General features: G+C 44.9%; 10 protein-coding genes. 9 read left to right on the forward strand and 1 reads right to left on the reverse strand.

Annotated features, from left to right (window positions below):
* Window positions 1-773: 773 nt before the first annotated feature.
* A complete protein-coding gene (locus G622_RS25790) occupies window positions 774-938 on the forward strand; it encodes a hypothetical protein (RefSeq protein ID WP_155831487.1) in 165 nt (54 codons plus the stop codon).
* Window positions 939-1,187: 249 nt separating this feature from the next.
* Window positions 1,188-1,364: an ATP-binding protein gene (locus G622_RS25340; protein WP_081675315.1), complete on the forward strand. Its 177-nt coding sequence runs from the start codon at window positions 1,188-1,190 to the stop codon at window positions 1,362-1,364.
* Between the two features lie 309 nt (window positions 1,365-1,673).
* Here G622_RS25340 and G622_RS0113115 read toward each other — a convergent pair whose 3' ends face one another.
* Window positions 1,674-2,873 (reverse strand): helix-turn-helix transcriptional regulator, encoded by a 1,200-nt coding sequence (locus tag G622_RS0113115; RefSeq protein WP_026511086.1) that lies wholly within the window; start codon window positions 2,871-2,873, stop codon window positions 1,674-1,676.
* A gap of 155 nt (window positions 2,874-3,028) precedes the next feature.
* Here G622_RS0113115 and G622_RS0113120 point away from each other — a divergent pair, with 155 nt between their 5' ends.
* The 7 genes from G622_RS0113120 (at window position 3,029) to G622_RS0113150 (ending at window position 12,373) form a co-directional block, all read left to right on the forward strand.
* Window positions 3,029-4,543: an MFS transporter gene (locus G622_RS0113120; protein ID WP_026511087.1), complete on the forward strand. Its 1,515-nt coding sequence runs from the start codon at window positions 3,029-3,031 to the stop codon at window positions 4,541-4,543.
* Window positions 4,544-4,561: 18 nt separating this feature from the next.
* On the forward strand, window positions 4,562-6,775 hold the full coding sequence (locus tag G622_RS0113125; RefSeq protein ID WP_026511088.1) for a glycoside hydrolase family 2 protein: 2,214 nt from the start codon (window positions 4,562-4,564) through the stop codon (window positions 6,773-6,775).
* A 19-nt stretch (window positions 6,776-6,794) separates the two neighbouring features.
* Entirely contained in the window at window positions 6,795-9,074 is a 2,280-nt protein-coding gene (locus tag G622_RS0113130; RefSeq protein WP_026511089.1) for a family 78 glycoside hydrolase catalytic domain, read from the forward strand.
* Between the two features lie 16 nt (window positions 9,075-9,090).
* Complete coding sequence (locus G622_RS0113135; RefSeq protein WP_026511090.1) at window positions 9,091-10,395, forward strand: glycoside hydrolase family 1 protein; 1,305 nt, start codon at window positions 9,091-9,093, stop codon at window positions 10,393-10,395.
* Window positions 10,395-11,255, forward strand: coding sequence for a sugar phosphate isomerase/epimerase family protein (locus G622_RS0113140; RefSeq protein WP_044957676.1), 861 nt, complete (start codon window positions 10,395-10,397; stop codon window positions 11,253-11,255). The genes G622_RS0113135 and G622_RS0113140 overlap by 1 nt, the downstream gene beginning before the upstream one ends.
* A gap of 179 nt (window positions 11,256-11,434) precedes the next feature.
* On the forward strand, window positions 11,435-11,587 hold the full coding sequence (locus G622_RS22905) for a hypothetical protein (RefSeq protein ID WP_330363616.1): 153 nt from the start codon (window positions 11,435-11,437) through the stop codon (window positions 11,585-11,587).
* Window positions 11,588-11,605: 18 nt separating this feature from the next.
* Window positions 11,606-12,373 carry a hypothetical protein gene (locus G622_RS0113150; protein ID WP_026511092.1) on the forward strand — a complete coding sequence of 256 codons (768 nt, stop codon included), beginning with the start codon at window positions 11,606-11,608 and terminating at the stop codon, window positions 12,371-12,373.
* The last annotated feature ends 95 nt before the right edge of the window (window positions 12,374-12,468 follow it).

The following is a 12,468-nucleotide window of genomic DNA, read 5'->3' on the forward strand; positions in this document are numbered from 1 at the left end:
TGCTCATGGGATAAGGTGCAGACACATTCCAGCTTGAAAGAGGCGTGCACAGAGGATGCTTTATGGTCGAAAAAAGCGTGTTCCTATGGAGGGTCTTGAGATAATCATGAAGTATCTTGATAAAAAAGACTGATTATTTGATGTACATATGTTTGGAGATTATCTGTGGCAAGAGAACTAACTGACAGCTACTAAGAGAATAATGCATGACTATGATAGAGCCGTGGTATTTGTATTGATTTACAAGTACCGCGGCATTGCTTTTTAAGGGTGCCCGGAACTGCGCTATTCCGGGCGTGTTGTTATGAAGATTGTATGAAAAAACTTTCTATTATAATTTCCAGAAGATTTTCATCTCCCGATGGATGTATATTAGCATCCGAAACTTAAGCGAACATAAAAAAGAAGATTCCTTCCGGAATCTTTTGGAATTCTTTTTTTAGGGAAAGAATTGAAATTTTAATTCATGTATTATAAATGATTTTCGTGCAAATTGGACCATCTTTAGTGCGCTTAGGCTTGCTTTTCTGCACGAGTGATATCATTCGTGCAGGATAAATTAGTAAGAACCTCTGTAAAAGAAGAATAGACATGCCGTTTTTGCGGTGGCAGACATTTATCTGAAGACAAGAGGATTTTACAATCGTTATATAAACAGATGGTGCTTTTAGAAAGCGGAGGGTTAGCAGTTATGACAATGGTAAAATCAAAGGCTTTAATCTTTGATCAGATCGCCAGGATGGAATTTCTAGAACTTTTATGAGGAGGACAGCATGAACCGCAGATTAAAGAAATATGCAGGTGTATTAGCAGTTATCGTTGGGGTGCTATTTACATGGGAAGCAGCCACTGAAGTAAATATGATGTTCATGGCAGAGAGCATCTGTCTTGCTGTCATTGGAATATGCTATGCATTTCCTATGCTCGGGGACGAGTAAGTTATACTGGGAGTTATTTACAACTATGCCCATGACTATATAATAGTTCTTTTTGAAGGGATACCATTCACCTTTATCTACAATTACTTTTTAGTGCACAAGATTGCCAAATTTATCGGGCGCATATACTATAAAAATATAGTTGACCGCCCAATAAATTCAGAATTCAATACAGTTAGATTTTAATGGGCGAATTTAAACGATTGGATATTTATTCAGCCCGATAAATATCACTGCAAGAGGTGCCAAATGATTGGAAGAGAGAAAGAAATAAAAGAATTAGAAAAGATATATAGTTCTAATAAGGCGGAAATGGTTGCTGTATATGGAAGGCGAAGAGTTGGAAAGACATATTTGGTTGATGAAGTGTTTCAGGGCAGCGGAATATTTGTTAAGACAATCACTTTTGATGATTTGTTTAGATAAAGTCTGAAGATTCAAATTGTTATTGTGTGGGAATAATCATAGAAAGTTCAGAATAATGTTAAAATGGCCAGGTAGTAGGATATGCATATGACGGAGCTTATAGTGCAAGAGAAGCGTACAAGTGGAGTGTAAGCACTTCGATTTATGGCGCAGGCTATGAAAATGCCCACGGAAGATTTGAATACGTCCCCATCAGATCCATGGAAAAGAACGTGGAGATCCTCCTCAATATCTGTGAGGAGTATGCTGATATTCGATGAGCTGCCCCTCCAAAAAGCGCAGGGCTGGCGGGTCAGATAAACACCTCCCTCAGGCATTTTTCCTGAATTCTGTAGGCGTCATATTATAGTTTTTTCTGAATACTTTAACGAAGTAATTATTGTCGGAGTATCCGACATAGCTGCTGATCTCCTGAATAGGAAGATTCGTCTTCTTCAGGAGGTCGGCAGCTTTTTTGCAGCGCATGGAAGCGGCGTATTCCGTCATGGTCACGCCTGTTTCCTTTTTGAACAGCCTTGCAAGGTGGGAAACAGACATACTTGCGGCACTTGCAAGGTCTTCGTTTGATATGTGATCTCCGAAATGGAGACTAATGTACTCAAGGACTCTCTGAATTGGCGCCGAAAACCTGTCCAGGGACAGTTTGTGATTTCGAACTGCTTTCGTGAGCTCAACGATCATTTCAATCTGGTAGCGGGTCTGCAGCTCCGGTCTTTTTGTAGCTGATGAGAGCTGAGTATACTTCTGAGTGATCTCATCTATTGTAATGACCGAAAGCCCTGATTCTTCCGCAGCTTTTCTGGAAAGGGCTTTAAGTATTGCCAGACCATAGCCCGAGGCATAGTAGTTAAGGGTCTCTTTAGAAAAGTCGGAAAGAGACTCAGGGCCGGATAATTTTTCAAATGCTGACATGACGTTTTTGGTATCCCCGTTCCTTATCATTGAGAGGAACTGTTTTTCCTGGTCGTATCGCCTGTAGATCTCGCTGTAATTCTTTTCAGACAGCTCCGTCCTGTCGTCTTCCTCGGATACATTCTGGATAAAACCCGTAAGCCTTCTGTACGAATACTCTGACTCCGCAGGAGAAAAAGAGATTATGCATTTGTTTACCACGCTGGTGATCTGCTCAGTATATACTATTGGAAATGCAGTGTAATACAGCTTAAACGCCAGTGATTTCGAGGAGGATTCATCGTTTCTTGCAAGCACGGTCTCTGTCTTAAGTTCCGAGTATTTCTCTTTTACATAAGGCCCGATTAAATAATACCTGTTATCAAATGTAAAAAAAGACATACAAATGCCCAGCTGGTCTATGAGTTCATAGATCATTTCTCCTTTGGACGAGCTCAGAAGATAGTGCAGGGCATCCTGTGTAAACATGGGCTGCATCCTGATACTGAAGCAGTATTTCTTTTCGAAGGCCTCAAGAGATATGTCCATATCCGTGGCATCCGTTACATCTACTGAGAGCAGATTATTTAGAAGAGCTGAAAAAAGAGCATAATCCATATTCATTCCTCAAAAGCAGCAAAATAATACTATAATAGACAAAATAATTCTAACATATCCCGGAGCTGAATGGTACTATGACCCTACCAGGAAAGCTTTCACTATTTAACAGATTCTCAAAACAGCAATAAAGATGTAATTGAAAGGGGCTTACAATGGGCAAGGACAGATCTCTTTTTAGGGAAGAAAATGGGGTAACTTACAAGAGGGCAAGGACGTGGCATATCGCTCTTGCAATGATGACAGGTGCCGGGCAGATGGCTTTTTATCTGCTGATGAACGGGGCAACCTATATAGGAAATTCGAACTTTGGAATACTCGTGGCAGTTACAGGCCTTATTATCACGGGATCAAGGCTTTTGGACGGTATTACAGATCCGGTAATAGCTTTTTTCTTGGAAAGATTTAATTCAAGATTTGGAAAAGTACGTTTTTCGATCATGTTCGGATGGCTGCTGATGGCAGTTTCAACCACACTGATGTGCAATATTGGGGCGAAGCTTTCGCTATCGGGAGCGGCAGGGATAACTTTCTTTGTTCTCTGCTATGTGATCTACATCATTGGTTATACCTTCGTAAGTATAGCCGGCCAGATCAACATGAGCATTCTGACCAATGATCCCAAGCAGCGTCCCACCATCGGCGTCTGGAGCACAGCATATTCATACCTGGTTCCAATGATCATGAGCGTTGTGGCATCGGCTGTGATCCTCCCGAGATTTAACAACATTCAGGGAACGGAATACTTCGCAACTTACAACATAGTGGTGGTACTTGTTTCGCTCTTTTTCTATATTCTGGCATGTATAGGAATTGCTCCTTATGACATCCCCGAGAATTTTGAAGGAATTAAAAAGGATGGCGAGACCGATGAAAAGCCAAGCTTTAAGGACATGCTGGCGCTGATAAAAGAGAATAAAGAGCTTCAGAGATTCATCATGGCTGCAACCTCGGATAAGCTGGCTCAGACCATAGGTTCAGCTGCGGTGGTATCCACAATGCTCAACGGCATTATGCTGGGATCAATGGCTATCTCATCGATTCTCTCTGCTGTGGCAATGCTTCCGTCCATCATCTTCGCCATCATAGGTGCAAAAATTGCAGGAAAGCAGGGTAGCAGAAAAGTCATGATCGACTGGACCCAAAACTGCATTGGACTGAACATCGCATTTGCCGTATATCTGCTGTTTACTCCTACAACCCTTGTGGGAACGGTATTTGGCGGCAATTTATCAACAGGCGCAGTTCTTATGGCCATTACTTATGTGCTCTTCACCTTCGGAAACAATGCGATGAAGATGGTGGTTTCCGTTTCGACAAGCGCATTCAGGATGGATGTGGTCGACTATGAGATGGATCGCTCCGGAAAATACATGCCTGCGACAGTATCTGCCACCTACAGCTTCGTTGACAAAATAGTTTCATCCTTCGGTGCAACCATCGCAACACTAATGATCGGACTTATAGGATATACGACTACAGCTCCCCAGCAGGGAGATCCGCTTACCTTCGGCGTCAAAGCCATGACTGTTGTGCTTCTGATCGGCTTCCCCATTATCGGATGGGTCTGCACACTTCTGGCAATGAAGAATTCCGAGCTCACATACGAGAAGATGGAGGAGATCCAAAAGAGTATTGGCGAAAAGAAAAAGGCAACAATGGAGCAGTAAAAGCAGGAGAGGTGAAGCATGAGAACAACAATTCTTTGGAATGATAACTGGATATTTGAAAAAGAGGGCAGGAGCGAGGCAGTAACTCTCCCCCACACATGGAATGCTGTTGACGGACAGACAGGTCCGGATCCGTATTACAGGGGAACCTGCACTTATAAAAAGACATTTGAACGGCCTGTAACAGAGGAAGGCCAGCGGGTGTTTGTGGAATTTCGCGGGGTCAATTCTTCCGCCAAAGTTGTTTTAAACGGCCGTGAACTCATAAATCATGACGGCGGATATTCCTGCTTCAGGGCGGATATTATGCAGGCGCTTTCAGATTCAAACGAGATTGAAGTCTCTGTCTCCAATGAGCCCAATACAAGGGTGTATCCTCAGAAAGCGGACTTTACCTTTTACGGCGGGATATACCGGGATGTCTATCTTGTGATCGTGGATGAAAAGCACTTTGACATGAACTGTTATGGCGGCAGGGGACTGTATGTCACACCAAAAATAAACGGAAATGAAGCTGAAGTTGAGGTCAAAGCCTATGTAAACGGCGGCGAAAGTGTGAAAATATCCATAGACGGCGTAACAGAGAAGGAATTCGAGGTGGTTCCGTCAGATGAAGCCACCGGCGGATATATGGCCTGCGGCACTATCATTATAAATGATCCGCATTTATGGAACGGGCTTAAGGATCCGTTTTTATACAATATCACAGCGACTCTTTTAGATGAATCAAAAGAGTGCGACAGGATATATGACAGATTTGGAGTGCGGCAGTTTCATGTTGACCCTGAAAAGGGATTTTTCCTAAACGGAGCAAGCTACCCTCTTCGAGGCGTCTCAAGGCACCAGGACAGGGCAGGAGTCGGCAATGCACTGACAAAAGAAATGCACAGGGAGGACCTTGAGCTTATCCTCTCCATGGGAGCCAATTCCATAAGGCTCGCGCACTATCAGCATGATCAGTATTTCTATGATCTGTGCGATGAAAAAGGCGTAGTAGTATGGGCTGAGATCCCATATATCACCGTACACATGGACAGCGGAAGGCAGAACACCATATCTCAGATGAAAGAACTGATAAGCCAGAATTACAATCATGCATCAATAATGTGCTGGGCACTTTCAAATGAGATATCTCTGCAGGGCGTGACCGAGGACCTCCTGGAGAACCACAGGATATTAAACGATATTGTCCACGAGATGGATCCTGTAAGGTTTTCTGCCATGGCAAATCTGTTCCTTCTTAAGACAGATTCTCCCCTGGTGACACTTCCCGATATTCGCGGATACAACCTGTACTATGGCTGGTATGTAGGAGAAATGGAGGACAATGACAGGTGGTTTGACGACTTCCACAGAGACCATCCGGGTGTCGCAATAGGACTTACGGAGTACGGCGCAGATTCAGTGATCACGCTTCAGTCTCCAATGCCTGAAAAAGGTGATTATACTGAGAGCTATCAGGCTGTTTATCACGAGCATATGCTTGAAATGTTTAGTACCCGCCCATATATCTGGGGTACCTACCTCTGGAATATGTTTGAATTTGCCGCAGCCGGACGAGACGAGGCCGGAGATCCGGGCAAAAACCACAAGGGTGTCATCACCTTTGACAGGAAGCAGAAAAAAGACGCTTATTATATCTATAAAGCTTGGTGGTCAGATGAGCCCTTCATCCACCTTTGCGGGAAAAGATATCACGACCGCATAGAGGATACTACAACGATCAAGGTGTATTCAAATCAAAAATCCGTCACTCTCTTTGTGGACGGGAAAGAAACAGGATGCTTAAGCGGAGAACACGTATTTAAGTTTAATGTGCCCATAAGCGGAGTTCATACAATAAAAGCCGTCTCAGGAAATCTCTCTGATGAAATGGAGATAGCAAAGGTTTCCGAGCCCAATCCCGCTTACTTTGCTCCTGACAAAAAGGTCAGGAACTGGTTTGACAAGAAAGATGCGCCTGAGGAAAAAGAGGGCTACCTTTCCCTTTCGAGTACAATGGCAGAGATTCAGGCTATACCTGAAGGAAAGGCAATACTCGACAGAATGATGGCTGCAATGACTGCAAAGACAGCTGGCGGCATGGGCGAAGGAGTGGAGATATCCGAAGCCATGCAGCAGATGATCGCCCGCCAGCCCCTCATCAAACTTTTGCAGCAGGGCGGCATGGACATAGAATCTGACGAGATTAAGGCACTTTCAAATGCTCTTATGAATATTAAAAAGCAGTAAAGAATGCAAGAGGTGTTAAATGGAAGCGGCTAAGATTTTTGAAAAATCAAAGTGGATATCGCCTGAAAACGTCACAGAACCTGAAAAGAGAAAAGGCGCAGGGTATCTCAGGACTACATTCTTTTATAAAGAGGGAGATGTCAGGGTATTTGCCACAGCCCATGGCCTGTATGAAATACTTATAAACGGACGTAAGGTCACCAAAGCACGACTGACTCCGGGATGTGATGAGTATGATAAAAGGCTTCAGTATCAGGAGTTTGCGATCACAGAGGCGCTTAAAGTAGGAGAAAACGAGATATTCGTCACACTGGGCGACGGCTGGTACAGAGGCTGCAGCGGGATTGACGGTATAAGAAATCTGTACGGTGAGGATATTTCTTTTTTGTGCTCGCTCATAGCCGGAGACGACTTTGATAATCCCATCCTTGTATCTGACACAGTGTGGGATGCCTGTGAAAACGGGCCCATAAAACTTACGGACCTTGAACTTGGAGAAACTTATGATGCCAATGTACCGTTTGATGAATGGCATAAGGCAAGGGAGATGTCTTTTGACAAGGGAAACCTCGTGGCCCAGTCCGCGCCATTTGTTACGGAGCATGAGGTGTTTGAGGGAAGGCTCATCACCACCCCTAATGGAGAAAATGTCTTTGATTTCGGGCAGAACCTTGCCGGTTATACGTCTTTTGTCGTAGAAAATGCCAGGGGAGGCGAAAAGATCTGTCTCATCCACGGTGAAACCCTGGATGAGAATGGAAACTTCACAATAGAAAACTTCCAGCCCGGAGAGCGCAACAAATCCGGCGGAATAAAGCAGGAGATAAACTACATCTGCAAGCAGGGCAGGAATGAGTTTAAGCCGCTTTTTTCCATGTTTGGATTCAGATACGCAAAGATAACTGGTGATATTTTACCGCCTGACATCCGGATAAAGAGCATTGCCGTGTATTCAGACATGAAGGAAACAGCATATTTTGAATGCGGCATGAGTGAAGTAAACAGGCTCTTTAAAAACAGCGTATGGTCCATGAAGTCAAACTTCTGCGATATACCGACTGACTGTCCCACAAGAGAGAGGGCAGGCTGGACCGGGGATGCGGCGGTCTTTGTGAGGACGGGCGCATATCTCATGGACTGTAAGGGCGTATATGAGAAATGGCTTGCAAACGTCAGGATAGGGCAGCATCCTGATGGCAAGATGGCCTATATCTGCCCCAGAAATTCCAATCCCGGCAAAATAGCAGAGATGTTCTCAGCTTCTGTGGGCTGGGGCGATGCAGCGGTCATCGTGCCCTGGAATCTTTACAGAATATACGGCGATGAGCAGATACTTAAAGACAATTATGAAATGATGAAGAAGTGGGTGGACTTCCTCGGAAGAAGAGCTGGAAAGAGCAAGCTCAAGAACCGGTTTGGGAAGAACCCCTACAGAAAGTACATCATCGACACGGGAATGGACTACGGCGAGTGGTGCGAGCCCGGGGCAGATGTCATGAAGACCATGATGGCGGCCTTTAAGGACGGACAGCCCGAAGTAGCCACAGCTTACTACGCCTATTCTTCAGGAATCCTTGCCAAAATATCAGACATCCTGGGATTCAAAGACGATGCCGACAAATACAGAGAGATCTCAGAGAAGGTGACAGAGGCATACCGATATCTGGTTTTAAAAGACGGGCATATAAGATCTGAGAGGCAGTGTGAGTATGTAAGGCCTCTTGCGTTTTCTCTTTTAACGGAAAAAGAGGCAGAGGATGCAGCGGCGGATCTGAATGACCTTGTAGTGAAAAATGGCTGCCATCTGAACACGGGCTTTCTTTCAACGCCTTTCCTTTGCCGGGTGCTGGCTGATCACAGCTATACGGACACGGCATACAGGCTGCTCCTTAATAAAAGCTATCCATCATGGCTCTATGCTGTGGAGAAAGGCGCCACAACAATCTGGGAGACCTGGGACGGTATCAGGGAGGACGGGACCGTCCACGATTCGCTTAACCACTACTCCTACGGAGCTGTTTCCGGATGGCTCCTATCAGGCGTTCTGGGAATAAGATACGATTTTGAAAAGGTTCTGATAAAGCCGCTGCCGGATAAGAAACTAAAATATGCCAAGGGATACTATGATTCGCCGAGAGGGCGCATAGTTTCCGAATGGAAATATATCGAAGAGACGGATTCTTTTACCTTCCATTTTGAGATTCCGGAAGGTATGGAAGCAGAACTTGAGCTCCCCGGGCAGGAAAAGAGACTTTTCACCGGCGGCAGCTTCGACATGGCAATAGAAAACACAAAGTGATTTAGGAGGATCAAAGATGAATAGATTTGAGAACGGATTCATGCTTGGCGCATCAACAGCAGCTCACCAGGTTGAAGGAAATAATACAAATTCAGATTACTGGGTAATGGAGAATATGGAGTATTCCCAGTTTGTGGAGCCATCACTTGACGCTGTCGACCACTATAACAGATATGAGGAAGACATCAAAATGCTGGCGGATGCGGGCCTTAACACCTACAGATTTTCTGTTGAGTGGGCACGCATTGAGCCTGAGCAGGGCAGATTTGACGAAAAAGAGATTGAGCACTACAGGAAGATGATCAGATGCTGCAGGGACAACGGCGTTGAGCCTGTTATTACCCTGATGCACTTCACCTCACCTGTGTGGCTTATAAAGCAGGGCGGCTGGGACAACGAGCAGGTCGTAGAGCTTTTTGCAAGCTATGCAAGATATGTCACAGAGCAGCTTGGCAGCGAGATTAAATATATCTGCACCATAAATGAAGCAAATATGAGATTGCAGATCGGCGCTCTCATGGAGAGATTTAAGAAGCAGATGATGGCAAAAATGGCAGATGCAGCCAAAAACGGTGGTGATTCCATGGAGGGGCAGGTTCAGGTCGGCCTTAATCTCTCGGATCCCATGGAGAAAATGAAGCTGGCAGCTATGGAGAACGCTAAAGTATTCGGTGATCCTCAGCCCCATACCTTTGTCTCCGCAACTGATGCTAACGGCGATATGATAGTGATAAAGGCACATCAGGCTGCAAAAGCGGCGATAAAGGAAGTTAATCCTGATATTAAGGTTGGCATCACACTTTCCCTTCACGACTGTCAGTACATCGAAGGCGGCAGGGAGCGCGCCGACAGTGACTGGAACGAGGAGTTCAGCCATTACGTTCCTTATATCAAGGATGACGATTTCTTTGGACTTCAGAACTATACCAGAACCACTTACGGCCCAGACGGAATCGTGCCTGTTCCTGTGGGAACTCCAATGACACAGATGGATTATGAAGTATATCCTGAGGCCCTTGAGCATGTAATAAGACGCGTACATGAAGAGATGCCGGAAGTGCCGATCCTGGTTACCGAGAACGGAATTGCAACATCAGATGATACTCAGAGAGTTAAGTTTATCGACATGGCAATTGAGGGCGTTCAGAGCTGTATCAGAGATGGCATTCCCGTTATCGGCTACTGCCACTGGTCACTTATCGATAATTTTGAGTGGCAGAAAGGCTATGCGCTGACCTTTGGCCTTTGCGCAGTTGACAGAAAGACACAGATAAGGGCACCAAAGCCCAGTTTGAAGCATCTTGGAGGCTATTTGAAATAATGACAGGCAGAATACTTACAGGCGTACAGCAGATAATGATAGGAAGCAGATGCGGCAGCTATGAAAGTGCCCTGCGCACGCTTGAGAGCATCAAGAGTGCAGGGTATGACGGCATTGAGCTCAATGAATTCATGATAAGGCCAACACCTTTTATCGTGAGACTGCTTACGAAATTTGCCGGCATGCCCACGGGAAACAGCGGAAAGCTCGACTGGAAGAAGCTGATCTCAGAGAGCGGCCTGAAAGTCATAAGCCTCCACAGCTATCTGAATAGCATTGAAGAAAAACCCGAGGCTGTTGCGAAAGAAGCCTTGAGCTTTGGAACGGACACCGTTGTTATAACCGGTATGTACAGGTTTGATTACGGGAATTTCGCTGAGGTAAAAAAACTGGCTGTGCGCCTGAACATGGCCGGAAAAGCTCTTTTGCCCTATGGAGTGAAACTTCTTTATCACAATCACAACGTAGAGCTGCAGAGGGTCTCAGAAGAAAAGACCGCCTATGATCTGATCGTAGAAAACACAGATCCGCAGTATGTCAACTTCGAGCTTGATACATACTGGATGGCAGATGGAGGTGCCGATGTCACAGCCCTTGTAAACAAACTGTCAGACAGGATGGTGATGTGGCACATAAATGACAGGGGCTGTAGGAAGAAGGGGCCTTTTATTACGCCTATACTTAAAGAGGACGCCGCGGAACTCGGCACAGGTAATATGGCTCTCGGAACTATCTTGGAAGCCGTAAAGGCCAATACCAGAGTAGAAGCGATCGTTCTTGAGACCCACAAAAACTGGATAGATAATGACCCGGTTAAGAGCCTTACGGTAAGCGCAGAGTGGTTTAGAAAACACCGATGATTGAGTCATCACTTCGAAGCAAAATATGGATTCGAAGGAAGAGGGTGCTGTACCTCGTTCAGCGTACGGAACAGTGACGACAGATAACCGGTGTTCTTTTGAAAGCTCGTGTGAATGCTGCCTGGCTGGCAAAGCCTGCCTGATAGGCAATCTCCGTAATATCAGGAAAGCTCCTGGACATGGTAGTGGAAGACATGAGAACCAAAGGGATCACTCCAATTTATCTTGTCACAGATCATGTCGGATTTTATGAGAAATATGGATGGGAGTTCTTTTGCATGGTGCAGGGTGATGGAGAGCCTGAGCCGACAAGACTTTACATTCACAGGTGATCACGAAAGGGGGACTAAATGAACTATTTTGTTGAAGGACTTCAAGGAAGTGGAAAGAGTACGCTTGTAAAGAAACTTTCCGAGAAGTATTCTGATTATATGGTCAGTTATGAAGGTGACTACTCTCCTGTGGAGCTTGCCTGGTGTGCCTATGTTGATAAAGAGACGTATGGTGGGATCCTTGAAAAGTACAGTGAAATCCGTAGTGAAATTGAGGAGAAGAGCGTAGGAGAAGGTGATCACATGATCATCTGCTATACTAAGATCATCACTGACATTCCGGGATTTCATAAGGATCTTGAGAAGTATGAGATCTATAACGGAAATATTACTACGGATAGATTTGAAGAGGTTGTCCTGCGGAGACTTCGAAGCTGGAGCGGAGATAAAAGTATATTTGAGTGTTCCATTTTCCAAAATATAGTAGAGGACATGATCCTGTTTCAGAAGAGAAGTGATCAGGAAATCATTGATTTTTATAAGAGAGTTAGCGAAGCTCTTACCGGCAAAAAGTATCAGATAATGTATATCATGACTGAGGACGTTGCATCAAATATTGATGTTATAAGAAAAGAAAGGTCTGATGACAAGGGAAATGAGATGTGGTTTCCACTTATGATGCGATATTTCAACAGCTCACCTTATGCAACAGCAAAGGGACTGTCAGGAACAGACGCTCTGATCGACCACCTCAGGCACAGACAGGAATTGGAACTTAGGATCTGCAGGGAGATATTTGACGGAAGCTACACGCTATTAAAGTCGAAAAACTACTGCTTGGAATAATAGCAGTTTACGGGCTTTATAGGCGTTAACATTTGGGCGGGGAACATAATCCGGAGAAGAATACATTCCCCTTGAGCCAAGGATGGAGCTGGTTT

Source organism: Butyrivibrio sp. LC3010 (assembly GCF_000424385.1).
Classification (GTDB): Bacteria; Bacillota; Clostridia; order Lachnospirales; family Lachnospiraceae; genus Butyrivibrio.

Excerpts from the sequence above, each read along its gene's own strand:
- G622_RS0113125 (WP_026511088.1), top strand. The coding sequence starts at position 4,562 with ATGAGAACAACAATTCTTTGGAATGATAACTGGATATTTGAAAAAGAG.
- G622_RS0113135 (WP_026511090.1), top strand. The coding sequence starts at position 9,091 with ATGAATAGATTTGAGAACGGATTCATGCTTGGCGCATCAACAGCAGCT.
- G622_RS0113140 (WP_044957676.1), top strand. The coding sequence starts at position 10,395 with ATGACAGGCAGAATACTTACAGGCGTACAGCAGATAATGATAGGAAGC.
- G622_RS0113120 (WP_026511087.1), top strand. The coding sequence starts at position 3,029 with ATGGGCAAGGACAGATCTCTTTTTAGGGAAGAAAATGGGGTAACTTAC.
- G622_RS25790 (WP_155831487.1), top strand. The coding sequence starts at position 774 with ATGAACCGCAGATTAAAGAAATATGCAGGTGTATTAGCAGTTATCGTT.
- G622_RS0113115 (WP_026511086.1), bottom strand. The coding sequence starts at position 2,873 with ATGGATTATGCTCTTTTTTCAGCTCTTCTAAATAATCTGCTCTCAGTA.
- G622_RS0113130 (WP_026511089.1), top strand. The coding sequence starts at position 6,795 with ATGGAAGCGGCTAAGATTTTTGAAAAATCAAAGTGGATATCGCCTGAA.
- G622_RS25340 (WP_081675315.1), top strand. The coding sequence starts at position 1,188 with ATGATTGGAAGAGAGAAAGAAATAAAAGAATTAGAAAAGATATATAGT.
- G622_RS0113150 (WP_026511092.1), top strand. The coding sequence starts at position 11,606 with ATGAACTATTTTGTTGAAGGACTTCAAGGAAGTGGAAAGAGTACGCTT.
- G622_RS22905 (WP_330363616.1), top strand. The coding sequence starts at position 11,435 with ATGGTAGTGGAAGACATGAGAACCAAAGGGATCACTCCAATTTATCTT.